Annotated in this window: 20 protein-coding genes; 9 read left to right on the top strand and 11 right to left on the bottom strand. The window is 58.9% G+C overall.

Annotation, left to right across the window (positions count from 1 at the left end):
• Nucleotides 1–15: 15 nt before the first annotated feature.
• The 3 genes from K787_RS0113785 to phbB all read right to left on the bottom strand — a co-directional run bounded on the left by K787_RS0113785 (nt 16) and on the right by phbB (nt 4164).
• Nucleotides 16–1509, bottom strand: coding sequence for an efflux transporter outer membrane subunit (locus K787_RS0113785; RefSeq protein WP_022963389.1), 1494 nt, complete (start codon nt 1507–1509; stop codon nt 16–18).
• A 70-nt stretch (nt 1510–1579) separates the two neighbouring features.
• Nucleotides 1580–3280 carry a class I poly(R)-hydroxyalkanoic acid synthase gene (gene phaC / locus K787_RS0113780; protein ID WP_022963388.1) on the bottom strand — a complete coding sequence of 567 codons (1701 nt, stop codon included), beginning with the start codon at nt 3278–3280 and terminating at the stop codon, nt 1580–1582.
• 137 nt (nt 3281–3417) lie between these two features.
• Nucleotides 3418–4164 (bottom strand): acetoacetyl-CoA reductase, encoded by a 747-nt coding sequence (phbB, locus tag K787_RS0113775; protein WP_022963387.1) that lies wholly within the window; start codon nt 4162–4164, stop codon nt 3418–3420.
• A 246-nt stretch (nt 4165–4410) separates the two neighbouring features.
• On the opposite strand from phbB, the gene K787_RS23200 reads away from it, so the two are divergent.
• Nucleotides 4411–5601 carry an AraC family transcriptional regulator gene (locus tag K787_RS23200; RefSeq protein WP_022963386.1) on the top strand — a complete coding sequence of 397 codons (1191 nt, stop codon included), beginning with the start codon at nt 4411–4413 and terminating at the stop codon, nt 5599–5601.
• Here K787_RS23200 and fabI read toward each other — a convergent pair.
• The 4 genes from fabI to K787_RS23195 are packed head-to-tail and all read right to left on the bottom strand — an operon-like array spanning nt 5598 to nt 11081.
• Nucleotides 5598–6380, bottom strand: a complete 783-nt coding sequence (gene fabI, locus K787_RS0113765) for an enoyl-ACP reductase FabI (protein ID WP_022963385.1) — start codon at nt 6378–6380, stop codon at nt 5598–5600. The two genes, K787_RS23200 and fabI, sit on opposite strands and share 4 nt — an antisense overlap.
• Complete coding sequence (locus K787_RS0113760) at nt 6377–7585, bottom strand: acetate/propionate family kinase (RefSeq protein WP_022963384.1); 1209 nt, start codon at nt 7583–7585, stop codon at nt 6377–6379. Before K787_RS0113760 ends, fabI begins: the two co-directional genes overlap by 4 nt.
• Nucleotides 7582–8520 carry a bifunctional enoyl-CoA hydratase/phosphate acetyltransferase gene (locus tag K787_RS0113755; RefSeq protein ID WP_022963383.1) on the bottom strand — a complete coding sequence of 313 codons (939 nt, stop codon included), beginning with the start codon at nt 8518–8520 and terminating at the stop codon, nt 7582–7584. Before K787_RS0113755 ends, K787_RS0113760 begins: the two co-directional genes overlap by 4 nt.
• Complete coding sequence (locus K787_RS23195) at nt 8517–11081, bottom strand: DUF3141 domain-containing protein (protein WP_022963382.1); 2565 nt, start codon at nt 11079–11081, stop codon at nt 8517–8519. Before K787_RS23195 ends, K787_RS0113755 begins: the two co-directional genes overlap by 4 nt.
• A 370-nt stretch (nt 11082–11451) precedes the next feature.
• Between K787_RS23195 and K787_RS0113745 the strand changes: the two genes are divergently transcribed.
• The gene (locus K787_RS0113745) at nt 11452–12021 is read left to right on the top strand and encodes a phasin family protein (RefSeq protein ID WP_022963381.1); all 570 of its coding nucleotides are present in this window, start codon (nt 11452–11454) and stop codon (nt 12019–12021) included.
• A 37-nt stretch (nt 12022–12058) separates the two neighbouring features.
• Here K787_RS0113745 and phaR read toward each other — a convergent pair whose 3' ends face one another.
• From phaR to K787_RS0113730, 3 genes are all read right to left on the bottom strand, one after another.
• A complete protein-coding gene (gene phaR / locus K787_RS0113740; RefSeq protein ID WP_022963380.1) occupies nt 12059–12592 on the bottom strand; it encodes a polyhydroxyalkanoate synthesis repressor PhaR in 534 nt (177 codons plus the stop codon).
• 101 nt (nt 12593–12693) lie between these two features.
• Entirely contained in the window at nt 12694–14811 is a 2118-nt protein-coding gene (locus tag K787_RS0113735; protein ID WP_022963379.1) for a TonB-dependent siderophore receptor, read from the bottom strand.
• A 189-nt stretch (nt 14812–15000) separates the two neighbouring features.
• Nucleotides 15001–15960: a 2OG-Fe(II) oxygenase gene (locus K787_RS0113730; RefSeq protein ID WP_028614933.1), complete on the bottom strand. Its 960-nt coding sequence runs from the start codon at nt 15958–15960 to the stop codon at nt 15001–15003.
• Nucleotides 15961–16179: 219 nt separating this feature from the next.
• Here K787_RS0113730 and K787_RS0113725 point away from each other — a divergent pair, with 219 nt between their 5' ends.
• The 3 genes from K787_RS0113725 (at nt 16180) to K787_RS23190 (ending at nt 18942) form a co-directional block, all read left to right on the top strand.
• A complete protein-coding gene (locus K787_RS0113725; protein ID WP_022963378.1) occupies nt 16180–18327 on the top strand; it encodes a PhoX family protein in 2148 nt (715 codons plus the stop codon).
• A gap of 102 nt (nt 18328–18429) precedes the next feature.
• Nucleotides 18430–18657, top strand: coding sequence for a twin-arginine translocase TatA/TatE family subunit (gene tatA, locus K787_RS0113720; protein ID WP_022963377.1), 228 nt, complete (start codon nt 18430–18432; stop codon nt 18655–18657).
• 15 nt (nt 18658–18672) lie between these two features.
• The gene (locus K787_RS23190) at nt 18673–18942 is read left to right on the top strand and encodes a Sec-independent protein translocase subunit TatA/TatB (protein WP_022963376.1); all 270 of its coding nucleotides are present in this window, start codon (nt 18673–18675) and stop codon (nt 18940–18942) included.
• A 55-nt stretch (nt 18943–18997) separates the two neighbouring features.
• Here K787_RS23190 and K787_RS23185 read toward each other — a convergent pair whose 3' ends face one another.
• Nucleotides 18998–20524, bottom strand: a complete 1527-nt coding sequence (locus tag K787_RS23185) for a hypothetical protein (protein WP_022963375.1) — start codon at nt 20522–20524, stop codon at nt 18998–19000.
• 413 nt (nt 20525–20937) lie between these two features.
• On the opposite strand from K787_RS23185, the gene gspC reads away from it, so the two are divergent.
• Genes gspC through gspF form a run of 4 tightly spaced genes read left to right on the top strand, consistent with a single transcriptional unit; the run spans nt 20938 to nt 26590 of the window.
• Complete coding sequence (gspC, locus tag K787_RS0113705; RefSeq protein WP_022963374.1) at nt 20938–21804, top strand: type II secretion system protein GspC; 867 nt, start codon at nt 20938–20940, stop codon at nt 21802–21804.
• A 6-nt stretch (nt 21805–21810) separates the two neighbouring features.
• A complete protein-coding gene (gene gspD / locus K787_RS0113700) occupies nt 21811–23853 on the top strand; it encodes a type II secretion system secretin GspD (protein WP_022963373.1) in 2043 nt (680 codons plus the stop codon).
• Between the two features lie 11 nt (nt 23854–23864).
• Entirely contained in the window at nt 23865–25376 is a 1512-nt protein-coding gene (gene gspE, locus K787_RS0113695; RefSeq protein ID WP_022963372.1) for a type II secretion system ATPase GspE, read from the top strand.
• 2 nt (nt 25377–25378) lie between these two features.
• Nucleotides 25379–26590 carry a type II secretion system inner membrane protein GspF gene (gspF, locus tag K787_RS0113690; protein WP_022963371.1) on the top strand — a complete coding sequence of 404 codons (1212 nt, stop codon included), beginning with the start codon at nt 25379–25381 and terminating at the stop codon, nt 26588–26590.

The raw sequence follows: 26590 nt of genomic DNA, 5'->3' as shown, positions 1-26590 counted from the left end.
GGGTTCGGGCACGCCTTAACGGGTTGATTCAGAGGATGTGGGAGTGGGCGTCGAGACAGCGCTCGGTGCGCTGCTGCTCGTAACCTGAGAGCCACCACCGAGCGCGGCATAGAGCGCCACTTGACTGGACAGCAGTGCGCGGCGTGCCTGTATCAACTGTTGTTCTGCACCCAGCAGTTCACGTTGGGCATCCAGTACCTCCAGATAAGCGGCAGAGCCGTTGTCATAGCGCAACTGGGCCAGCCGTGCGCGTTCGCTTTGCGTATCCAGATTGATTTGCTGAATAGCCAATTGCTTAGTCAGCCACTGCCTGGCACTCAATGCATCGGCCACTTCGCGAAACGCCGTTTGAACGGTTTTCTCGTATCCGCTAACGGCGATGTTGCGACGTACCTCGTTCAGTTCCAGGTTGGCACGCCGTCTACCGCCATCGAAGATGGGCAGCGACACGGTGGGGGCGAAGGTCCAGGCCCGGCTGCCGGAATCGAACAGGCCATCAAGGTCGGCGCTGGCGGTGCCGAAGCTGCCTGTCAGCGCAATGCGCGGGAAGAATGCCGCGCGGGCCGCGCCGATGTTGGCGTCGCTGGCACGTAATTGGTGTTCTGCGGAAATAATGTCCGGTCGGCTGATGAGCAATTCCGAGGGCAGACCTGCCTGGAGGTCGGCCAGCACCGTCGTTTCATCGAAGGGCGCCCTGGCAGGTAGTGGGCCAGGGTCGGCGCCTACTAACAGCGCAAGCGCGTGACGCTGTGTAGCGCGAGCTTGCTCAAGCTGGGTCAGCAGCGTCTGAGCCTGGTTTAGCAGGGTCTGGACTTGTGTGAGATCCAGCTTTGAGGTCGAACCGACCTCGACCCGGCGCCGGAAAATACGATAGGACTCCTCGCGCGTTGCGACGGTCTGGCGGGCAATGGTCACGCGCTCGTCCATCTCGCGCAAGCCAAGATAACCATCTGCCACCTGGCCGATCAACGCTAGGTGAACGGCCTGACGGGCCGCATCGGAAGCCAGCCAGGTTTGCAGGGCGGCGGCTTCCAGGTTGCGTACCCGGCCCCATAGATCCAGCTCCCAGCTACTCAGGCCCACCTCGGCCCGGTATTCGCTGTTCACTTGTGACCGACCTGTCACATTAAGGTCCCCGGGAACTCGGCCACGCCCGCCCTGAACGCCCAGCCCTACGGCAGGGAACCGATCTGAACGCTGGATGCGGAATGCGGCGCTGGCTTCATTGACACGCAACGCGGCCAGACGCAGATCGCGGTTGTTCTCCAGCGCAGTTTCGATCAGGCGTTGGAGCAGGGGGTCGGTGAAGTACGCTTGCCAGGCAAGCTCGCCTGCGTTGGCACCGCTTGCGGCTGAGACAAGATAATCAGGCCATACATTGGGCACCGGCAGTGGCGGCGTATCAGGAGCGGGTGCGAGTGACATGCAACCAGTCAATATAACGGCGCTCAGTGTCAGCGAGGCAGTGCGCAGCCTGAACTCGGGAAAAAAGGGTGAAGCTTGGGGCATGATCAGGTTCCGTGCTGGTACTGGTTGAATAGAGTGTTGCTGCCTCGTCGGTCCTCTTCTGGATTACCCTCTACTGCTTCACGTAACGGCCAGGGGCAGGTTCGACAACGGGATACTCGGCGCTGCCGGGATGCTCGACGGCGGGCCGCCGCTCGCCGGCATGGTTAGCCAGCCAGGCGAACCAGTCGTTCCACCAACTGCCAGGATGCTGCTCGGCTGCTGCGAGCCAGGCATCGGGATCCTTCGGTACCTGATCGAGCGTCCAGTAGTGGCGTTTCTGCTTGGCTGGCGGATTGATTACCCCGGCGATATGGCCGGAGGTGCCGAGCACAAAGCGGCAACTGCCACCCAGCAAGGTGGTGCTGGCATAGGCGCTGCGCCAGGGCACGATGTGATCGTCGTGAGTACCCAGTATGTAGGCCGGCGCATCGATGGCGCGCAGGTCCAGCTTGACCCCGCAACAGTCCAGATCGCCGGACTTCAGGTCGTTCTGCAAGTAAGTGTGGCGCAGATACCAGCAGTACATCGGGCCGGGCAGGTTGGTAGCGTCGTTGTTCCAGAATAGCAGATCCAGCGGGACCGGTTTCTGGCCCTTGAGGTATTTGTCGACGTGGTAGTTCCACCACAGGTCGTTGGGCCGCAGCAGGGAAAAGGTATTGCCCATGTCCTCGCCGCGGAACAGGCCAACGGCGCCGCCCTGGCCACCGATGGTGCGCTCGCGATAGGCGACCATCTGCTCATCGACGAACACACTGACCTGTCCGGTATCTAGGTAGTCGAGGAAGGTCGCGAATAGGCTCAGGCTGGCGATGTCCTTGTCTCCGCGGGCGGCGAGCACCGCCAGGGCGGTGCTCAACAGGGTGCCTCCGATGCAGAAGCCCAAGCAGCCCAGCCGCCGCTCGCCGCTGATTGCCCGTGTTACCCGCAGGGCGTTGATGACACCTTCCTGGATCAGCTCGTCCCAGGTCAGGCTGGCCTGTTCCTGGCCAAAGTTGCGCCAGGACATTAGAAATACCTGATGGCCCTGTTTCAGCAGGTGGCGAACTAGCGAGTTCTCCGGGCGCAGATCCAGGATGTAGTACTTGTTGATCGCCGGAGGAACGATGAAAAGGGGTTTTTGGTACTGAGTTTCGCTAAGCGGCCGGTACTGGATGAGCTGGAACAGGTCGTTCTCGAATACCACGTCGCCCGGCGTGATGGCCAGGTTGTCGCCGACCTGGAATTCGCCCTGATCGCACTGGCGTAGCTTGCCTTCCTGTAGGTCGCTGCGCAGTTGCAGCAAACCGGTGAACAGGCTCGCGCCCTGGGTTTCGATAATACGATGCAATGCATCAGGATTGCTGACCAGGAAATTGCTCGGCGCACTGGCGGCGACCGCCTGCTCGACCAGATAGTGCAAGCGCTGGCGTGGCTTTTCTTCCTCAATCGGCAACAAGCTTAGCAGTTTCAGCATGAAGCTGGAGTTAAGCAAATAGAAGGTGGCCAACGAGCCGAACAGCGGTTCGCTCCAGTTGTCACTGGCAAAGCGCCGGTCATCGAAGGTGAAGGGTTGACTGGTCAGCAGTTGCTGGCCGAGGCTGGCCCAGCCCTGCTGATACTCATTTTGCAGCTGTTGCAGACTCTCGGCAGGCACATCGAACCAGTGGTCGTGCTCTTGCCCGTCGAACCAGGGATTGTGACTGACCCACAGGCGCAACTGCTGTAGGGCGAAACTGGCGAAGAACGGGGTTTGGCCTGACCAGTACTGGCTGAAAGCGTGCACGTTATCCATAGATTCGATCCGCGGAATGAGTTCTGTAAGAAACGCAAACGAGCTCCTACTAAAGAGCACGATGCAGCAAGCGCGGCGTGACATGTCTATCGCGCCGCTGAGGTACGAGGCGGGAAGCATGCCCTGGCGTCGCGGTATTACTGCATGTTCATGCCGCCGTTCACCGAGAAGTCTGCGCCGGTAGCATAGGCGGAATCCTCCGCAGCCAGCCAGGCGACGATGGAGGCGATTTCTTCCGGCTGACCAAGGCGACCAACGGGAATGTCGGCGATCATGCCTTCGAGGATGTCTGGGCGGATGGCCGCAGTCATGTCGGTCTTGATGTAGCCGGGGGAAACGGTATTCACGGTCAGCCCCTTGCCACTTACTTCTCGCGCCAGGGCCATGGTGAAACCGTGAATCCCGGCCTTGGCTGCGGAGTAGTTGGTTTGGCCGAACTGGCCGCGCTGGCCATTGATCGAGGAAATATTGATGATCCGCCCCCAGCCCTTGGCCAGCATGCTGTCGATTACCTGTTTGGTGGTGTTGAACAGACCGCTTAGGTTGGTGGTGATCACTGCATTCCAGTCTTCTGGGGTCAACTTGCGGAATGTGGCGTCGCGGGTGATACCTGCGTTGTTGACCAGAACGTCGATGGGGCCGATGCTCTCGCGTATCAGCTCGAAGCTCTGGCGGGTGCCTTCCCAGTCGGCAATGTCGCACTCGACGCAGTGGAAGGAGTAGCCGAGTTCGAATTGCTGGGCAATCCAGGCGTTCTTGCGGCTGGAGTGGGGGGTGCAGGTGACGATCACGGTGAAGCCAGCCTTGTGCAGGCGCTGGCTAATGGCCGTGCCGATGCCACCCATGCCACCGGTTACCAATGCGATGCGGTTCGTAACATCCATGTTGGATCCTCAATGAAGCTTTGAATTCGTTGCTGAATACCATACGGCGGGGCACTCAGTGGGGGAATGTTCTTGAGCGACTCTGCGTTGTCTTTGTACGCCATTCTTGGCGTTTTTTGACATAAGCGGGAGTGCAGCAAGTTTCTGTTGATCTGGATCAACAGAACTGGGCGCGAGGCGTCTAATATGGGGTTATGTGGTTGCGTAAGCGACCGCATAACTCTCTCCTAGTTTGTTGAGAATGTCATGTACAGGATAAGCACCGGTTTTGCCGAGCTTCTAGTTAACACATTCCTGGCGGAAGGCCTGGATACGGTTCGCCTATGCCGCGAAGCCGGCTTGGATATCAAGCAGTTGAAGCAGGCCGATGCTTGCTTGAAACGCAAGGTCGTCTATAGGTTGTTGGAGTTGGCGGTTATCGAGTCTGGCAATCCAGACATCGGGCTGAAGGCCTACGCGCATTTCTTGCCCGGCAGCTTTCATCTGGTCGGTTACGTGATGATGTCCAGTTCGAATCTGAAAGGTGCGCTGGAACGTCTGGTGCATTTCGTGCCGTTGCTAAGCACCGGGTCTACCGTCTTTTTTACGTTAGAACCTGAAGGCCAGCGTCTGGTTGCCATAGAATGCCCAGAGTCTGCTATGCCCATGCCAAGGCAATACCGGGATGCCGTGATCGCGTCATTGCTGGGCTTCTGCCGCTGGCTGACCGGCGGCAAACTACCCCAGCCGTTGGCCATCGAGTTCGACTATCCTGAGCCGCAGGACATTACCGAGCATCAACGCCTGTTCGATTGCCCGCTGCGGTTCGGCGCAAACCAGACTAGCATCCTGTTCGATCGGCAGGAGCTGCGGGCGCCGCTGAGCACGGCTAATGACACGCTGGCAATGATCCATGAGAGCTTTGCCGAGATCCACCTCAGCTTGTTGTGCGGCAGCTCCCTGGTCGCCCAAGTGCGTGCCCTGCTGGTCGAGAATCTGGGGCGGGGCCGGTGCGACATGGAGGCGGTGGCGAACTCGCTGTGCATCAGCAAGCGCACTCTGCAACGGGGGCTGGAGCGCGAAGGTATGCAATATAAGGAGGTGCTCAGCGACGTGCGCCGTCATCTGGCCGACTATTACCTGTGCCATTCGCCCTGCAGCCTGGCGCAGGTGGCCGAGGCGCTCGGTTTCCTCGAGCAGAGCAGTTTCCACAAGGCCTGCCTGCGTTGGTTCGGCGTGCCTCCGGGGCGCTATAGGGCCAGCCAGCGGGAGGAGACTCCGTGGCTTTCTTCAGGCGCGGCTCAGCAGGCAGACGATCAGGCCGATGCTGCTGAAACCCGAAACGATCACGCTGGGCTCTTAACGACGCCCCATGCTGCGGAACACCACCTATATGGTGTAGAGAATCGTCAGCGCTCCGGCCTCCAGCGCGGGGTTCTGGGAAGGCGTCATAGCTAGCCGAGGATGTTCAGCCCGCCGTCGACGAAATGGACGCCGCCGGTCTGGCCGCGGCTGGCATCGCTGACTAGCCAGGCGCAAAGCCCGCCGACCTCTTCCAGAGTGACCAGCCGGCGCAGTGGCGAATGGGCGATGGCCTGGTCCACTAGCTTGTCGAAGTCTCTTAGTCCCGAAGCTGCCCGGGTCGGCATCGGGCCCGGAGAGATCGCGTGCACGCGGATGCCCTGTGGCCCCAGTTCGCTGGCCAGGTAGCGCACGCTGGATTCCAGCGCGGCCTTGATCGGCCCCATCAGGGCGTAGCCTTCGACGGCATTGTTGGCGCCCTGATAGCTCATGGTGACTAAACAGCCGCCGTTGTTCATCATTGGCTCGGCCAGCCGCGCCATGCGCATGAAGGAGTGGCAGGATACGTCCATGGCCTGCAGGAAGCCGGCGCTGGAACTGTCCACCAGCCGGCCACGCAGCTCATCCTTGGGCGCGCTGGCCAGGGAGTGGACGATGAAGTCGAGCCGCTCCCACTGCTGTTGGATACACTCGAACAACCGCTCCAGATCGCCGTCGCGGCTGACATCCAGCGGCATCTTTAGGCTGGCCTGCAGTTGGTTGGCCAACGGTTCGACGTGCACTCTGGCTTTGTCGTTTAACCAGGTAATCGCCAGCTCGGCGCCCAAGTCGTGTAGTGCTCGGGCGCAACCCCAGGCGATCGACTCGACGTTGGCGATGCCGACTACCAGGCCGCGCTTACCCGCCAGAGACAGGGTCTGCGGGTAATTGGTCATGTATTTCTCTCCCGATGAAGGCGCCAGGTGTGACGGGCGATCATGCTTTCCTCGTCGGTGCTAATAACAAAGATCAGCCGGGCGCTGTGTCTGGCTTCAATGCGGGTTGCATGCCGGCGGTTGGCATCATCGTCCAATGCCAGCCCGAAAAGCGGCGCCAAACGCTGGACCACCTGGGCGCGCAGTTCGGCATCTTTCTCGCCGATGCCGGCGGTGAACACCAGGGCGTCCAGGCCGCCGAGGCTGGCGGCCAGGCGACCGACCTCCTGAACAATGCGATAGGCGAAATAGTCCACTGCCATCCGTGCCCGCGGCTTGGTGCTGGCGCGAAGTTCGCGCATGTCGCTGCTCACCCCAGAGAGACCGAGCAGGCCGGATTGGCGGTAGAGCAGTGTTTCCAGGCTGCGCGCATCTTCACCGCGATCGAGCAGATGCAGCAGCACGCCGGGGTCCAGCGCGCCACAGCGACTACCCATGGGCAGGCCGTCCAGGGCGCTGAAGCCGGTAGTCACCTCGATGCTCTTGCCGCCGTCGAGGGCGCACAGGCTGGAGCCATTGCCCAGATGGGCGACCACCAGCTTGCCGCCCGCGACCGCTGGCGCCAGCTTGGCCAGACGCTGGCTGACATATTCGAACGACAGACCATGGAAGCCGTAGCGGCGGATGCCCTGCTGGTAAAGGGCGTAGGGCAGGCCGAACAGTTGGCTGAGCGGGCTGCGCCCGGCATGAAAGGCAGTGTCGAAACAGGCGATCTGGGGCAGGTCCGGCTGGCTGTCGAGTAGCATCTGAATCGCCGCCAGATTGTGCGGCTGGTGCAGCGGCGCCAGCGGTTCCAGTTGGCGCAACTGCTTCAACACGCACTGGTCGATGGCGACCGGGGCGCAGAATGCCGTGCCGCCGTGCACCACCCGATGCCCGATTAACGTCGGCTGCCGACCATCAACGCTCGCGCAAAGGGCCTGGTAAACCTGCAGGAACGCGCTTTGCAGATCGCCTACTTGGCTTAGGCTGAAGGACCTGTCCTGCACGCCGCTGCCATCGGCACGGATGACCTTCAGCCGCGGCTGTACGCCGATGCCATCCAGTTTGCCGCGAGCCAGTAGCTGCGGGCTGTGTTCGCCGCGCCGGCCGACGAACAGGCCGGTCTTGACGCTCGACGAGCCGGTATTGACAGTGATGATTAACTCGTCCTGCCTTGAACTCATGCCAGCGCCTGCGCCGCTAGCGCCATTCGCCGTGCTTCGGCCAACAGCACGCCGAGGGCGCAACTGGCGATACGCACCCGAGGCCCGTCGGCGCGGCTGGTGAGGATGATTGGCACCCGGGCGCCGAGGACGATGCCGGCAGCCTCGGCACCTGCCAGGTAGATCAGTTGCTTGGCGAGGATATTGCCAGCTTCCAGGTCCGGGGCCAGCAGGATGTCCGGGTCGCCGGCGACTTCCGAGCGTATGCCCTTGACCCGCGCGGCCTCGGCATTGATGGCATTGTCGAAGGCCAGCGGGCCATCAAGTAGCCCGCCCTCGATCTGCCCGCGTAGCGCCATGACCACCAGCGCCGCCGCCTCCAGGGTCGAGGGCAGCTTGGCGGTGACGGTTTCCACTGCGGACAGCAGCGCCAGCTTGGGCCGCTCGATGCCAAGCACATGTAGCAAATCGATGGCATTGCGGCAGATATCAGCCTTGTCATCCAGGCTGGGAAAGATGTTCACCGCCGCATCGGTGACGAATAGCGGCTTGTGATAACTCGGCACGTTCATTGCGTACACATGGCTGAGGCGTCGTGCCGTGCGTAGACCGGTGTTGCGCGCGGTAACCGCCTGCAGCAGTTCATCGGTATGCAGGCTGCCTTTCATCAGCAGTTCGGCGCGCCCTTCGCGCACCAGTTCGACGCCCCTGGCGGCCGCAGCATGGCTGTGCTCCACGGCTTCCAGTGGCAACCGGCTGATATCCAGGCCAACTGCGGCGGCGGTAGCTTCGATCTTGCGCCGCGGGCCGATCAGGATCGGCGTGATCAGCCCTGCCTCCTCGGCGTCCAGCACACCCTGCAGGGCGCGGGGCTCGCAGGGGTGAACCACAGCAGTAGGCACCGGGGCGAGGCCAGCGCAACGCATTAGCAAGCCCTGGTAATGATCCTGGTTCATTCCGTCTCGCCTTTCTTGCCCGGCTTTTTGACTGGGGCTGGCTTGGTCTGCAGGGGGTTATCTGCCTTGCTTTTGGTCTTGACCTTGGACGCCGCCGGTTTGGCTCTGGTTGTGCCCGCTGCCTTGGCAGCATGGGGTGTTGTCGCTGGCGGCGCTACTGGAGCGGTAGTTACCTTGGGCGCCTTGGCAGCTTTGGCGGCGCTGACACTGTCGGTGCTGGTCGGTGCTGGCGAATGGGGAGGGGCTACGGCCTGCGTCTGCGTCTTGACGGAGGCCTCAACGGGGGCTTCGGCCAGGACGAAATCGGGTAGGGGGCGTTCGAGCAACTGGTGCAGTTCGAGCCAAAATGTGCCCAGATCACCTTCGGAGGTCTGCAGCTCCGGGACTAAATGAAGGGCGCTATCTAATACCTGCTGGCGTTCATCCGCAGTGGTTAGCAGCTGCGGCAGGCTGCTCAGGCTCTCCTCAGGGTGGGCAAAGACCAGCAGCCCCTGCAGGCGGATGGTATCGCGCAGGGTGGTTGGATCAAGGGAGAACTGCTGTAACAGGCTGCGGCTTTGTTGAATGAGGCGTTCGATCCGCTCTTTGCTGATCTTGCTGCTGATGCGTCCGAGCAGAAACATGATGCGCGCCAACGCTTCCAGCTTGCCGCCATGGGGCAGGGCTTTATGTAGATGCACCACCAGCGCCTGATCCTGCTCCACGACGCGATCCTGCAGGTTCGGCGGCTTTTGCCCGCCGGTCAGAGTGCTCAGGCCACCATATAGGCCATGGAAGGTCAGTTCCTGGGTGGCGTCGCGGATGCCGCGGTAGCTGTCCAATTGGGCCTCGACAAGGCTGGAGAACAGCATCTGCCAGGCCAGCAGTGGATTGGCAGCGGACACTTGCTGACGGTTGTCGCGCACTTGTTTGGCGGTGCCTGGCAACCACCAGAGCAGCGGATTCAGGCTGCTCCAGAGCACCTGTTGCTGATGAAAAGGATGTGCTTTGCGGATGACTTCCGCCAGGGGCTCGTTGATCAGTTGGCGCATCACTGGGCGTACTACCCAGTCGTAGAGGGTGCTGTTGAGTTCCGAGACCCGGTCGACCAGGGCAAACTCGCGTTCGTCGTCGCGGCCGTCCTGGTCGTGGTCGAGGATATCGACGATCGACCTCCGCTCGAAATGTACTGTGTATCCCGCAGCCTCGCTGCCGTTCGAGTCGGGCGCGTCATCGATGATGAGTTCATATAGCCCCGCGGGCAGGGCGCTTATGGTGTCGATGGCGCTGAGCAGCTCGCGGTGCTCGCGGCGAGCCACCTTGCCTGAGACGAAGATGCCCAGGTGGCCGATGCTGGCGTGGCGCAGGTAGACGATGGTGCGTCCGGTGCTACGAAGGGCCAGGTCGCTGGGGTAGACGTCGGCGATCCAGTTCAGCGCCTGCTGTGGTGGGGTAATGTTGTCGCCGTAGGAGCAGAACACCACCACCGGCGCCTCTATCTGCCGCAAATCGACCGCGCTGCTCCTGCGTCTGGCGCTGCCGGCCAGGCGGTTGCCGATGAACAGGTCATCGACGATCATCTCGATTTCTTCGCTGTTGAGCAGGGTTGGACTACCCCACCAGCGCTCGAAGTCGAGGTAGCGCTGCGCTTCGTCGTCGACTTGGCTGAACAGGTCGTAGTACTTGCCCCAGTGGGTGTTAGCTGGATTCAGGCTCTCGAAGTTGCTGACCAGCCAGGTGCCGTCGAAACGGCCGTTGCCGAGGTCGCTGCCCAGGCGGGTCATCCAGCCGCCGCCGAGCAGTCCGCCGGCGTAACGCATAGGGTTGTTGCCGTTGACCCCGGCCCAATATGACAGCGGTGCACCGTTTATAATCACTAGGCCCGGCAGTTCCGGGCGGGCGGCTGCTAGGCCCATCAGTGCCCAGCCGGCCTGGCAGTTGCCGATGATCACCGGTTTGCCAGTGTCCGGATGGCGGCGGCGTACCTCTTCGATGAAATGGGCCTCGGCGTCGGCGATGTCGACCAGCGTTTGGCCCGGTGCAGGGAAGTGGCTGAAGGCGATGAAATAGGTGGGATGTCCGGCCCTCAAGCTTTCACCGATTTCGGAGTCCTCTTTGAAGCCTCCGATGCCGGCGCCATGGCCGCCCCGGGGATCGACGATGATCACCGGCTGGCGGCTGTCGTCGACCGGTTGGTTGGCGCCGGGGATTATCCGCAGCAGGGAATAATTAGCCGGCCGGGGTAGGTCCAGGCCGTCGAGCAGCACCTCGTGCTCGAACTTCAGCAGGAGCGGATAGCCTTCTCGCTCATGGGCTAGGGTGTTGTCGCCACGCTGGCGCAGGGTGTCGAGGAACAGCAGGCTGCGCTGGCCGGAATCAATTAGGTATTCCCAGTATTCGGCGGCGCTGGGCTGGCGCAACTGGCCTGCGTGTAGCGGGGCGAGAATATGTTCTTGGCGTTGGCGGATGGCGTCGAGCAGAATCTGCGTATGCAGGCGATACAGATCGCTCATATGCTTAAGCAGACCGTGGAATGAGGAAAAGCTGTCTTCCCGCTTTGCAAAAAAAATTTCCTGAGCCATGGCTATCTCCTGTGTCTGCCTGTTCAAAGAAGCCCGCTTTTCTGAGCTGGGTACCAAGTAGCGGTAGTTCTATCTCCAGTTTTTCCAGCGAATATTCTTTTTATAATGAATAGTTTCTTTCCAGGCAAGAAATTTTTGCACTGCAAAAAAATTGCTTGCAAAGAATTTTGTGCACAGCAACAATCGAACTGCGAGTCGGTTTCATTGTGGTAGCTCTCGCGCACCATTCGGTTTTAGGTCAAGTGTGGAAGCAAGGCTGAAATGCAGGCTATGTAGTTGTGCGGCAAGCCAGTCGAGCCGGTGTCCCTTTGATCTGGAAAACTGGAGTCAGGTCCTTTATTGATCTTCCCATTGCCAGGAGATATCAACCATGTCTTTTCTCGATACAGAAAAACTGCAAAGCGCTCAGCAAGCCAACCTCGACCTATTGCAACAGATCAGCAGCAAGGTCTTCGAAGGGGTCGAGCAGCTTAGTCAGTTGCAATTCAAAACGCTGCGTGCCTCGAGCGATGATCAATTCGGCAGCATCAGCAAGCTGCTGTCGGTGCGTGACCCGCAGTCTTTCGCCGAGTGGCAGACGTCTTTCACCCAGCCCTCGGTTCAGACCGAGCGCTTGCTGGAGTTCAATCGTCAGGTGTATGAACTGATGTCCGGCACCCAATCGGAAATTGCCAAGCTTGCTGAGCGTCAGGTAGAGGCAAGTGCCAAGCAGGTACAGGAACTGGTGGAGGAGATAGCCAAGAATGCACCTGCCGGCACCGAGCCAGTGGCGGCGGTGCTCAAGTCGACGCTGGCAAGTGTTGGCAGCGTCTACGAAAGTGCGCAAAAGGCGGCCAAGCAGGCAGCGGAAATCGCCGAGAATGGTATTGCTGCGGCGGCTTCGGCGGCCGGTCAGGCTACCCGCGAGGCCGGCAAGGCTGCGGGCGGTTCACGCAAGTAAATCAAGTTACTTGCGGGGCATGAGATGGCGATGGGGATCATTCCCCATTGCCGTCTTTTTTGCGTTCGTTGCTGGCGTCCGGCTTGCTTGGCGGGATGCCACCGAACAGGCCGAAGAGGTTCTGGGTATTAAGGTAAAGCTTCTTTGATTGTTCGACATACTGGTTCATCAGATCCTGCATTACCGGCATCTGCTTGTGCATGAACTCGGTCCAAGCTTGGGATGATTGCACACCGTTCTGGGTCTGGATGTCGATGACGGTCTCTATGCTCTTTTCCAGGTAGCTGCCGAGCATGCCCTGAAACGGCCCGTAGAAGCGGATGATGCCTTTGAGCATGTCGCTGGAGAAGATCGGCTCGCCATCGCTTTCCGCCTCTTGGATGATCTGCATCAGAATACTGCGGGTCAGATCCTCGCCACTCTTGGCATCGACTATCTGAAAAGGTATCTCGTCAATCACCATCTGGCGGAGATCGCTCAGCGTTACGTGGCTGCTGGTGTGGGTATCGTACAGGCGCCGATTGGAGTACTTCTTGATCAGGCGGGGGCTGTTCCGACTATTGTCTGGCATATTGAGCGTCTCGCGGAGAGTCTGAAGTAGCCGACATCTTACCACGCGGCCCCTATCGTCAGTACAACGCCGGTATGACCCGGCGTTGGCCCGTTATGCGCCTAGAACTCAACGCTGGCCGACAGGCGCAGCTCGCGCGGTTCGCCGGCGGCGACGCGCAGGTTGCCGCCGCTGGAGGGGTAGTACTCCTGGTTGAACAGGTTGCGCGCGTTCAACTGCAGGCGGGTTTTGTCGCCCAGTAGCTGGCTTTCCCAGCTAATAAACGCATCGGTCACGGTGTAGCTATCTAGCCAGAAGCTGTTGGCGTTATCCCCTGCACGTTCGCCGACATAGCGCGCGCCGCCGCCCACCCGCCATTGTCCGGCGCCGCTGGGCAGCGCCAGATGGTGGGTCAGGTACAGGCTGGCGATATTCTGCGCGGCATTGACCAGTTCGTTACCCTGGTTGGCCGGGTCGTCGAGAATTTCCGTGTCGGTGTAAGCATAGGTGCCGAGCAGCTCCCAGCGCTCGGCGATGCGCCCGCTGACATCGACTTCAACGCCTCGCGAGCCAACCTTGCCGGCCGCTTGTTTGATGCCGTTGGTCTCGACCACGACGTTCTCTTTCTCGATGTCGAACAGGGCTGCACTGGCTGTGATGGCGTTGCTCAGGTCGAGCTTGATGCCCAGTTCATAACTGCGGCCTTGTTCCGGGTCGAATGCCTGGCCGCTGTCGGTGTCGGAGGCGTTGGGCACAAACGAGCGGCTGTAGTTGCCGTATAGCGAGACCTGTTGGTTGAGCTGGTAGACCAGGCCGGCAAACGGCAGAAAGCTGTTGTCCTGGCGGTCAGTGGTCTTGACATAGTTGTCGCCGCGGCCCTGCTCGACCAGTTGCTCAAAGTGCTGGTAACGCCCGCCGGCCACCAGTATCCATTGCTCGTTGAGGTGCCAGTTGTCTTTCACATACAGCGAGCTTGAGTGCAGGTCATCGCTTCTGTCGCTCTGCACGTTGCTGATCACCGAAGGTTCGCCCAGGCCGCCATAGACCGGTTGGTAGATGTTGAAGCCACCAACGGCTGGGCCGCGATAGGTATCACCGCGGAAATTGTCGACCCGCTCGGTGTCAGCGCCCAGCAGCAGGTCATGACGTTGGCCGAACAAGCTGGCGCTGCCAATCCAGTCCCAGGCTAGGTATTGGGTCTGGTTGTCGTGTTCGCTGCCGTCGGAGCGGCGGCTGAGTGCGCCAGTGGTGGCGTCAAGCGCGGCCGGCCGTGCCTCGGCATAGTCGTAGCGCTCGTTGTTCCAGCCGTAGGTCAGGCGGCTTAGCCAGTCTGGGTTGAGTTGGTATTCGGCCTTGGCGGTAAACAGCTCACTGGTGCCTTCGGCTTTTGCCCAGCGCTCGTTAAAGCGCGCGTTGTATTCGCTGTTAGCCGGTTTGCCGTTGATGATCACCGTGCCACGATCCACCGGCGTCGAGTACTCCTTGTGCTCGTAAGCCAGGGTGATGCGCAGATCATCGCCGCTCCAGCTCAGAGAAGGTGCGACCAGGGTATGGCTGTCGGTGCCGAAGTTGCGCCAGTAGTCCTGGTGCTGCCGTTCGGCAATCAGGCGATAGGCGAAGCCGCTGTCGCCCAGCGGGCCGGTAGTGTCGAGCATGAGGTTGCCGCCGCCCTCGCTGCTGGTTTCGCCGCTGATCTGCGAGCGCCGCTGGTACTCAGGCTGCTTGCTGATTACATTGATCAAGCCGCCGGGTTCCAGTGCGCCATAGAGCAGGGAGGCCGGGCCCTTGAGTACTTCCACGCGCTCAGTGGTGGCGCTGACGTTGCGCGACAGACTGGAGCGGATGCCGTCACGCAGGATCGAGCCGTCGGCGTTGCTGCCGAAACCACGCTTGACGAAGCCGTCCTGGGTGCCGGCCAGGGTGTTGCTCTGAGTCATGCCGCTGACGAACTTCATCGCGTCGTCCAGCGACTGCACCTGATAGTCCTCGATCACCTGTTCGGTGACCACTTGCACCGCCTGAGCTTCCTGCATGATAGGCACAGCGCTTTTGCTCGCGGTGCTGGCGGTCTTGGCTCTGTAGCTGCTGTCGTCCTCACGGGTTGCGGTGATGGCCTGGCTGGGTAGCTCCAGTGGGGTGGCGGGTGCGGCCGCGAGGCTACTGGCGGCGGGCATCAAGGCCAGGGCGAGCAGGGTGAAACGCCAGCGGGGCTGGGTGGAGAAGGGGCGGGTGCAGGGCATATGCTACTCGTTCGCAGGTGTTGTTGAGAATCATTACTATACTGCTTTCGTCCCACATCTGGATAGCGCCGCGTTGGCTCCACATGCCTATGTCATTGTTTACGTTGAATGAAGTTCGAGCCGTTAGCGCAGCGTATTACCGCTGGTTAACTGCGCTGCCATGCTCGCCTGATTCCTGAAGATGTTGGCTCAACTGTCTTTCCAGAGAAACGTCAGTGCGGCGTACCGGCAGCCAGCTGTCACCGGATGGACCTTGTGCAGCAATGAACTGGAAAACACTATTGCACCGCCGCCCGGGGGGCGATAGCGCGTCATGCCAAACTCTGGAAACGCCAACTCGCCGCCTTCGTAATCGTCGCTCAGGTTGATGCTCAGAGCAAAATGGCGGTGCCGGGTCTGTGCCGATATGTTGTCTCGATGAGCGCCGAAGTGTCCGCCCTCGTGAGCGTGGTAGGCGACTATCTTGTAGCCCTCGGTGCGATTGGCTATGTAATGGAAGCTGCGGGCCAGGGCTGGGAGCAGCTCTTGGCCAAGTGCTTCGTTCAGCATGCCGGTGAGTGCTGGATCACTGAGTTGATGATCCTGGCGGCGTTTGTAGCGATGGTCTTCTTGCAAGATCTGTTTTCCGTTCTGGCGCCTGACCATGCTGCTAGGGTGGTGTGATGCTTCCCAGGCGGCGATCAATCGCTGGCAGGTCTGGGCTGGCAGCAGATGGCGCAGCATCAGCACGGGCGCGGTATTGCTGACGATGTTCGGCTGTTGTTGTTGCTCTAGCGTTACTGCGGCCTCATGGATGCTCGGGATCGAAAGCGGTGCTACCCGGCTGTGCAAGTGCAACTGGGGTGTCAGCAGCAATGCGCAGGGTCGTGGAGTATCAATGCCGATTAACCTGTCGCACAGCGCACCTGCGCCATGCAATGTAGGCAAGAATGAGCTCTGCGTGCTGTCACTACTGCGCAGCAGGACAAGTGCCTGCAGCGTAGCGGGTAGATCGCTCGCTGGCGGCAATTGATCGGCTCGGTCGGCTATCAGCAGTAATGTTGGCTGACCACAATAAACCTCATAAAACAGTCGATGGACGCCTTCCAGCGCCGGTAATAGAAAGTCGGGAATGGTTTCACCCTTTTCAAGGGGGCGCTTGGCTTGCATGCTTGGAGCTACCGGACGGTGTGTGCAACACAGGCTATCTGTCGCATGTTGCAAAAGCATGTCGGCTCGCAGCGTGCGCCGACGAGTTGGGGCGTCATATTTCCGACTTTCTTTTTAACCGAAATTTAACCACAACCTTCATCTTTCTGCTGCCTTTCTGTCATCTACCTTTTTCATCATATATCGGTCAATTCCAATAAACCTGATGAGGAAAGCCGGATGTCCACAGAACTACGTACGCATATGACCGTTATTGACCATGGTGAGGGTGACGAGCCGCAGGTCAATTACTCGCTCAACCCCACTTTTGCTTCAATCCTTCAGGCCCGCTTGGCCCGCCGTGATGTGCTCAAAGGCAGCATGGGTGCTGCGGCGCTCGGTTTTATGGGCGTCGGTTTGGTCGGCTGTAACAGCGGCTCCAGTAGCGATGATGATGAGGCTGAGCCCGCACCTGCACCAGCCGCGCTGCTTGGATTTACCGCGATTCCGACTAGCGAAGCGGATGAGATTATTGTGCCTGAGGGCTACAGCTACCATGTTCTGGCGCCCTGGGGTACGCCGATAGCAGGCGCATTTCCTGCGTTTTCCGTCAATAACACTGGTGCTGATCAGGCTGACCAGGTGGGCTCGCATCACGATGGCATGCATTTTTTCCCCATCGAAGGGACTGATCCGCACGAAGGTAGTTCAACGGATGGCCTGCTGGTAATCAACCACGAGTATGTCGAGCCACGCTATATGCACGAGAACTCTATCGGCCAGAACCTGGGTTCCGGTGGCGTGCGCATTTACGACGATCTTGACGCCGAGGGTGAAGTTATCAACCGTCGTCGCGATACAGACGAAGTGTTGAAAGAAATGAATGCTCACGGCATCAGCATTTTCCGCATTATCAAGGGCAACAATAACGAGTGGCAGATTCAGCCCGACAACCTCAATCGCCGCATCACCGCTCTGACGCCCATGGCTATCCAGGGCCCGGTGCGAGGCACCTCTTTCGTTCGCACACTGCACAGCCCGACTGGGACCATGACCCGTGGCACGCTGAACAACTGTGCTCACGGTGTAACACCGTGGAACACCTATATGTTCTCCGAGGAAAACTGGGCCGGTTACTTCCGCAATGGCGGCAAGGCCAACCCGCGCGAGCATGCGCGCTACGGTGTGAACTCCAGTGCCACTGGCACTGGCCGCTATGCCTGGGAGCTGGCTGACAGTGGTGCCGATGAGTATGTGCGTTTTGATGCCAGCATCAAGGCTGCTAATGCGACCGGCGATTACCGCAATGAACCCAACTGTTTCGGTTGGATGGTCGAAGTGGATCCCTTCAACGCCGATGCGGTACCACAGAAACGCACGGCCTTAGGGCGCTTTGCCCATGAAGGCGTGGTTTTTGCACCGGCTGTCGAAGGCAGCCCAGTGGTCTGTTATTCCGGTGATGACTCCACCTATCAGCACATTTATAAATTCGTCACTGCACAGAACTACAATCGGGCCACTACTAACGGCTCCATACTGGATACCGGGACTCTTTATGTAGCCAAATTCAACGCGGATGGCAGCGGTGAATGGCTGCCGCTGGTCTATGGCGAGAATGGCCTGACCAACACCAACGGCTTTACCAGCCAGGCTGATGTGCTAGTTAACACCCGTTTGGCCGCTAACACTGTTGGCGCAACGCCAATGGATCGTCCCGAGTGGGGCGCAGTGGATCCCAACAATGGCGACGTCTACTTTACGCTTACCAATAACAGCGGCCTTCCAGAGGGTGATGGTGGAGCTAATCCGCGCGCTCAAAACAGACACGGTCAGATTGTGCGCTGGGCAGAAGCCGATGGCGACCAGGCTGCAACTCAGTTTGAATGGGATCTATTCCTGCTGGCGGGGGACGGTGGAGAGGCTCATAAAGATAAGCTAACCATAGATGACAAAACGGACAACCTGTCAGGTCGTGACATGAACGGCAATGTGCTAACCGAAGATGCCTACATGAGTTCACCCGATGGCCTGTGGATCGACAAGGACAGCCGTGTCTGGATTCAGACCGATGTTGGTGAAGGCTCGCAGAACTCCGGTGCGTTCAAGATTATGGGGAACAACCAGATGTTTGCTGCCGATCCGGTCTCCGGTGAGGTGCGCCGCTTTCTGACCGGACCCATTGGTCAGGAAATCACTGGCTGCATCACCACGCCCGATCAGCGCACACTGTTTATCAACGTGCAGCACCCCGGCGCGACGACCAGTGGCACGGAGTGGGCTGCCGGCACCAACCGCAGCTCCTGGCCAGATGGCAACCTGAATCTGTACCCGCCGCGCTCCGCGACCGTGGTGATCTGGAAGGACGATGGTGGTGTGATCGGCAGCTGATCGGACGCCGACCCGCTCCTGCGAGCCGGTCGGTATCCCGCAGATCTACATTTTAATCCCGCGCAGCTATCCTGCGCGGGACCCTTTTTATGGAGAATTCCCATGGGTATTGGTGGCGTTAGTATCGGCTCTTTGCTGATCGTGTTGGTAATTGTGATGTTGCTGTTCGGGACCAAACGGCTGCGCTCCATTGGCGGTGACCTGGGCGGGGCCTTGAGTGGTTTCAAGAAGGCGGTACGCGAAAGTGAAGAGGCGAGCGAAGCGCTGTCGCTCGATTCCGGACTTAGCACGCAGAAACGCCAGGCCGAGAAAGAAGAGCTGGTGTCCTGATCGGGAGGCCGCTGTATGTTCGATAATGGCTTGAGCGAATGGGTGCTCATACTGACGGTCGCTTTACTGGTGCTAGGACCGCAGAGAGCTTTGGCTATCGTCAAGGTGGCAGGGGTGATGGTCGGCAAGGCGAAAGCAGCTTTGGCGGATGTACAGGCTCAGGTGGAGAAGGAACTGCCGCGGGAAGAACTCGAAGAATTAAAGGAAAATGTAATAGCGCTGAAACGCACGAACGTGAAACGCAAGGTGCAAGAGGTGCTGGCGCTGGAAGAAAAACAGGCCTGACACGCGGAGCGTGTCAGGCCTGTTTATTACCTTCTATTGCGAAGGTGGTCGATCATTACAAAGGCACTTGAAACGACGCGCAAGTCGGTAGTCCTTGCATCACTAAGCGATCGCCACGGGTGAATGCGCAACCAAAGTCGTCCTCAGCTACCGCCGCAGCGTCAAGAACGTCATCCCCCGCAGGGATAGCAGCAATATTCTGTTCCCAGGCAACGAGATCGGTGAAAGCTTCCTCAACCTCAGCTGTTGTGAACTCGCAGTGAACAACCGAGCGTATAGCTCTCTGAACTAACAAGTTGGGATTGCCGTTATTGATAGCCCTCTGACGATAGATTTGCTGCATGCTGAAGGGCACAAACAGATCACCCAGATTATGCAGTGTAAGTACCGGAATAGTGAACTCCCCATTGATCTTGGGTATCCAGCGCAACTCCCCAATGCCGCGTGGTCCATTTGCGTCGGGTTCAGGTACTGCTCTATATATGCTGGCGTTTACAAAGAGCTCTTGCTGGGTTTGCCCGGCAGAATAGGGCGTCTCGGGTAGGTTTGGTTGTAATTGGTCTGACTCGAAGCGATACGTTATATAGCTTGTGTCGACACCTTGGTCGGTAAGGATGCCGTCTATTGTCCCATCGCTATCAGCGAGATCTTGTAATGTCTCTTGATAGCCACCGAAGCCGAAAGGATATACTGGACGCTCGCCGCCGGATAAATTTTGCAAAATCTGGTAGAGAACGAATCCACTGCCCTGTAAACCGTTTGCATTGGGGTTTGCGTCGTAATCAATCCAAAGATTGCTGCGCGCGGTGGCCAATTTGGTCGCAACGTCGTCAGCCGGGAAGATGTCAGCGCCATCTCCACCTAGCTCAAAAAGAGCAAGGTTGTAGGCGCCAAAGTAATCGAAGAGGGTTGTATCACCCATTACTCCGCACATGGGCATGGCGGCAGAGTAATTGACATCAAGGTCGGCTTCAGCCAGAACCTGACGATTCTCAGGTTCGATTGCGGCTCCGGTGACATGCCCGCCCATCGAGTAGCCTGCAATGAGAAACTTGGTGGGTTCAGCCAGTCCGGTAATGTCGCTAAAATTCAGAGCAAGTCGATTTGTATCTTCAACACCGACCTTCACATCGTAATAATTTGCTCTGTAAGAGGAGGCTGCCCAAGCGTATCCCAGTTCCAGGAGCTGCTCGCGGTTCGGCGGATTATCAACGGTCAGGCTGGTTCCTTCTCCGCCCCTGAACCCATGAGCCCACATTACCAGTTGGCCATTCCAGTTTTCTGGGACTTCGATTCGGTACAAAGCATCGTTCAATACGCCTGAACGTTGCGTAGCACTTTCATAGCCAGCAAGTGAGGAGAATTCAGCCGCTTTTAGATCTTCGTCAGTAATTCTAAAATCGCAGTTGTCTATTCTGAATTGCTGTTCGCGCGCACCATCTGCGGTGTCACCCTGAGTTTCGCAGACAAATCCCGCGTCAGCATCATCGCTACCGCCGCCACCACCACCGCTCAGGCAACCAGTGAGCACTATCGTACTGATCGCGACACTTAAATACGCCGTTCTCTTCAACGCTATCATTCTTATTCTCCTGACAGGCAAGGCCAAAAATTGTTTTTATTGGGGTAAGACCGTTTGGAGCTGGCATTGCTGGATTAGAGTAAAGCTTCAAATACAGCGTGCGGCAAGCAAACAGGTGCGGGTTTTGTGGCCATGGATAAGCCAGCATTGATTGCATGGATGACTGTGTCGCGGAACTCACCCAAATGGGTGGGTTTTTGCGGTGAGTTTGTGGCGAACGATCAGCAAAATAGGTGAAAGAAATGCTTTAACCCGTTAGGGGGTTGTCGCGGCAGAGCAATTTCGTGACAATCAATTCGTCTGTTTCGCTTGTTTCAGACCTATAACAATAATTTTGCAAAGAATGGTCAGTAGGATGTCAGTGCTTGGCCTGGCTGCTGTGTACAGCCCACCGTCTTTGCCCCGGAGAATGCATGCCCCTGGACCCCCGATTGTCAATCGAGCCTGTTGTAAGACTCATTACCCTGCTACTGATGGCGGTAGTGGTGGTTATGCTTGGGCGTCTTACCTGGATGATTGTCGAACCCTCAAGCGTTTTGCCTGCTGCTGACGCTAGCCGCTTTGACCCCGTGGCTGGCGGCTCTGAAGGCGTGCGCGTGCGTGACTATGAAGATGTGGCTGCTTTGTCGGTGTTCGGATCGGCAGCGGCAACGGCCAATAGGGTCGTCAACGCGCCGGACACCTCTCTGAGCTGGGTGCTTAAAGGGGTGTTGGCTGATCCGGATCCTGAGCGCAGTGGCGCAATTCTGGCGCCCCAGGGCCAGCCAGAAAAATATTACCGGGTGGGTGCTGAGCTGCCCGGTAGCGTGCGTCTTGAGCAGGTGCTGGCCGATCGGGTGATTCTGGCCCGTGATGGCAAACTTGAAACCTTGCGTTTGCAGCGGCGGCCGTTGTCTTCCGGTGCGCCAGCGCCTTCGCGGCGTACCGCCAATTTACCCCAGGTTGATACCAGTATGACGTTGGCGTCTGACGGCGGCGTGGCACGGATTGATCGTGAAACCTGGATGAATGACCCACAACGTTTTCTGCAAGTGGTATCTGCCAGCCCGGTCATGATCGACGGGGCCATGTACGGTCTGGAGGTTAGTCCGGCGCGTAATGCCCGTGAATTTGAAGCTGCCGGCCTGCAGGCTGGTGATGTGGTGACCTCGGTCGAGGGCACGCCCGTTTCCGAGATTAATGATTACCGCGACATCCTTCAGGAGCTGACGGGCGATAGGGTCAGCCTGACGCTGGAAAGAAACGGTGAGCCGATGACTATAACGATAACGATGGATTGATACACGATGCCGATGTTGTCCCAAATTGCCCGCTGTACCCTCCCTTTGCTTCTGGGGCTCAGCCTGCTGAGTGCGTCAGTGCATGCGCAGACCCAGACTGCCGGTGATCCGAACGAGGAGCTGGTGCTCAATCTGCGTGATGCCGAAATCAACGGGCTGATCGAAATTGTCAGCCAGGAAACCGGGATTAATTTTATCGTGGATCCGCGGGTTCGCGGTCAGGTTAATGTGGTGTCGGGCACGCCGGTCAAGCGCGGTGAGCTTTATGATCTGTTTCTCGGTGTGCTCAAGTCTTATGGATTCGCTGCGGTAGCGGGCGAACAAGGAACGGTGCGGATTCTGCCGGAAGTGCAGGCGAAGGAAAATGAAGTGGGATCGCTGGATGGCCGCAGCCGGGGGGATGAAGTGATCACCCACGTAATAGGCGTCAAGCATATCAATGCCGGGCAACTGGTACGTATTCTTCGGCCATTGGTACCCAAGGGCGGGCATCTTGCTGCAGCAGCCGAGTCCAATAGTCTGATCATTGCCGATACGGCAGCGAATGTGCGGCGTATCCAAGCCCTAATCGAGCGTATCGATCTAGAGTCCATGGAGGAGTTCGAGATAATTCCGCTCCAGCATGCGTCGGCGCTGGATGTGGTGCGTATTGTTGACTCATTGGACGCGCCGACCCCGGGTGAGGATTTTACCAAACGGGCACGCGCGATCGCTGATCAGCGGACTAACACCGTCATCTTGCGCGGAGATCCGTCTAATCGTGGATCGCTTCGCGACATTATTCAGCAGTTGGACCGGCCCGCCGAAGGGGGCGCGACCCAGGTCCATTATCTGCGCTATGCCAATGCCGAGGATGTCGCTGAAGTGCTGAGGGGCATCGCTGAGGGCCGCCAGGTCGAGGACAGCATGGCCCAGAGTGCGGACGGCAGCATGTCCGGTGGCAGCAGGGTCGGCCAGCAGTCTGCCGTACGGATTCAGGCGCATGAGAGCACCAACTCTGTGGTGATTTTCGGACCTGCTGAGCTGTCACGCGATATGGCCTCAATCATTAGCAAGCTGGATATCCGCCGTGCTCAGGTACTGGTGGAAGCGGTGATTGCCGAGGTGTCCTACGACCGTGCCAAGGAGCTGGGTGTGCAATGGGGCATTGGCAGCGAAAATGGCGGAGTGGGCATTATCAACTTCAACCGTGGCGGCAACGGGATCGTCGGCACTGCGGCGGCGGCCAGTGCCTTTCTGGATGGCAGCGTCACTACGCCGCCGTCGTTGAGTGACGGCATGACGCTGGGCGGCTTTGGTCGGATCGGCAGTACCCAGATTGCTCTGCTGATCAATGCGCTGCAGGGCGACAGCTCAAGCAATATCCTGTCAACGCCGAGCCTGATGACGCTGGATAACGAAGAAGCCGAGATCGTGGTCGGCCAGAACGTACCTTTTATTGTGGGGCGCTCGGTAGAAGCGTCAGGGCAGGCGTTTGACACTATTCAGCGCGAAGATGTGGGTATCAAGCTGAAAATCAAACCGCAAATCAACGAAGGCAATGCCGTACGCCTGGAGATTGAACAGGAGGTCTCGCAGATCGCCCAAAGCGTAACTGGGGCTGCCGACCTGATTACCAACACCCGCACGCTGAAAACCCATGTGATGGTCGACGACAATGATCTGATCGTGCTGGGTGGCCTGATCGACGATCAGCTGGTCGAGACTCGTGACAAGGTGCCTGGGCTGGGCGATATACCGGGGTTGGGGCGGCTGTTCCGTTATGACACCGCGCGTATGGAAAAACGCAATCTGATGGTCTTCCTGCGGCCGGTGATTGTGCGCGATGCTGCCGTGTCGCAGGACTTGAGTCACTCTAAATACACCTATATACGCGACCAACAGGTTCGCGAGCAGAACCGTAAGGGCGGCCTGTTGCCGCCAGATAGCCGTCCGGTTCTACCTGACTGGAACTATCTGCTGAGCCTGCCGCCGCCGTTTGAAAATGCCTACCGTGGTGGCGTACCAACAAAGACCAGCATTCCACCGCCACCGCAGGCAGCGAAATAAGGGGGCAGGGCATGACCGATAGCGAGATGGGTGGCCTGATTCCCGATCCTGGCCCGCAGGCAGAGACCGGTTATCGCTTCGCGCGGCGCTTCGGCGTGGTGCCGGGCTTGTTGCATGATGGTCATCTGGATGTGTATGTGCGGGCCGATTGCGACCCCCAGGCGCTGCTGGAATTGCGCCGCCGAGCCGGCTATCCGCTGAAGCCGCAGGTATTGGATGACGACGCCTTTGCGGCGCGGTTACGTGATCGCTATGAACGCTCGGCCAACGATGCCATGCAATTTGTCGAAGGTCTGAGTGAAGATGCTGATCTAATGTCGGTGGCCCAGTCGCTGTCCGAGCCAGAAGACCTGCTCGAGTCCCAGGACGAGGCGCCGATCATTCGCCTGATCAACGCGTTGTTATCTGAAGCGGTTAAAGAAAATGCTTCGGATATTCATATCGAGCCGTTTGAAAATCGCCTGTCTATTCGTTTACGGGTGGATGGCGTGTTGCGCGAGATTCTTGAGCCTCCCCGTGCCCTCGCACCGGTGATCGTGTCGCGGATCAAGGTCATGGCGAAACTGGATATCGCTGAAAAGCGCTTGCCTCAGGATGGCCGGATCGGTTTGAAACTGGTGGGTCGTGCTGTGGATGTACGAGTGTCCACCTTGCCCTCTGGGCATGGTGAACGGGTGGTACTACGCCTGCTCGATAAGCAGGCCGGACGCCTTGAATTGCGGCAGTTGGGCATGGGCAAAGACCACTACGAGGCCATGGAGAGGGTGATCGCGCGACCACACGGCATTGTGTTGGTCACAGGACCCACCGGTTCGGGTAAAACCACCACCTTGTACTCAGCACTGATGCAGCTCAACGACCGCAGCCGCAACATTTTGACGGTGGAAGATCCGATCGAGTATTACCTCGACGGCATCGGTCAGACGCAAATCAACACCAAGGTCGACATGACCTTTGCACGCGGCCTGCGGGCGATTCTGCGTCAGGATCCCGACGTGGTGATGGTCGGTGAGATTCGCGATGTGGAGACGGTGCAGATTGCCATTCAGGCGAGCCTCACCGGCCACCTGGTATTTTCCACATTGCACACCAACACTGCGGTGGGGGCGATTACACGTTTGCGCGATATGGGGGTGGAGCCCTTTCTGTTGTCTTCTACGCTCAACGGTGTATTGGCGCAGCGCCTGGTACGCACCCTGTGCCCCGCGTGTCGCAAACCGCACCCGGCGTCGGCCAGCGAATGCCGGCTAATGGGCGTCAGTGAAGACCAGGCGCCGACACTATACAGTGCGGTCGGCTGCACTGAATGCAACAACAATGGCTATAAAGGTCGCACCGGTATTTATGAACTGATTGAAGTGGATGATACCTTGCGTGGCTTGATTCACGACGGTGCCAGTGAACAAGCCATGATCCGCCACGCGCGGTTGGCGCAGACAGGCATACGCCATGACGGACTGCGTCGGGTGCTGGCCGGGCAGACCACCCTGGAAGAAGTGCTGCGCGTCACCCGGGAGGACTGAACATGCCCGCCTACGAATATGTCGCATTGGATACTAACGGCCGCACCCGCAAAGGCGTCGAGGAAGGGGATTCTTCTCGCCAGGTGCGCAGCCGGCTGCGCGACAAGGGGCTGATGCCGATGTCGGTCAGCCAGGTAGCCGAACGCAAGTCAGTGATGCGGATGCCGGTGTTGCAGCAACGCATTAAGCCTTTGGAGTTGGCCTTGGCTACCCGGCAGATGGCCACGCTGGCGCGCGCTGGCATGCCGATAGAAGAAGTGCTGGGCACCGTCGCTCGGCAGAGCGAGACGCAGAAAGTCAAATCGACTCTTGCAGCGGTCCGCACCCGGGTCATGGAGGGCTTGCCGCTGGCCCATGCGTTGGGCGAATTTCCCTCGGTTTTCCCCGCTATTTACCGTACGACCCTGGCAGCGGGGGAGCAGGCTGGGCGTCTTGATCTGGTGCTTGAGCGGCTGGCGGATAACGTCGAGGCGCAGAATGCGATGCGTCAGAAAATTCAGCTGGCGATGTTTTACCCGGCGATTCTTACCGTTATCGCCTTGCTGGTAACCGTTGCCCTGCTGACGTATGTGGTGCCAGAGGTTGTGCAGGTGTTTGCCGGCATGAACCAGCAGTTGCCCTGGCTGACGCGCGCCCTGATTGCTACCAGCGATGCCCTGCGTAGCTGGGGTGTGCTGATGCTCGCCGTACTGATCGGCGGTATTTTTGCCTTTAAGCAGATGCTGAAAAAGCCTGGATTTCGCTACAGCTGGGATGCCTGGTTACTGCGCGTGCCCTTGCTCGGACGCCTGATAAGAGGGCTGAACACGGCGCGCTTTGCGCGTACGCTGAATATTCTCGCTGGCAGCGGCGTGCCGCTGCTGGATGCGTTGAACATGAGTGCTAGCGTGATGACTAACGTACCCATGCGTGATGCGGTAACGGATGCAGCCAAGCGGGTGCGTGAGGGGTCTGGTATTGGCCACGCCCTGGAACAGAGCGGCTATTTTCCGCCGATGACATTGAGCCTGATCAAGAGTGGTGAGAGCAGCGGCACGCTCGACCAGATGCTTGAGCGGGCAGCCGAAACCCAGGAGCGGGAGCTCGAAGCACGTATCGCGATAGTGATGGGCGTTTTCGAACCGCTGCTGATACTGGCAATGGGGGGCGTGGTATTGATTATCGTACTGGCCATACTATTGCCGATTTTTGAACTCAATCAACTGGTTAACTGA

The organism is Halopseudomonas pelagia CL-AP6, from assembly GCF_000410875.1.
GTDB lineage: Bacteria > Pseudomonadota > Gammaproteobacteria > Pseudomonadales > Pseudomonadaceae > Halopseudomonas > Halopseudomonas pelagia.
Note: the sequence above shows the minus strand (reverse complement) of the source record. Positions and strands in the feature narration are given on the sequence as shown.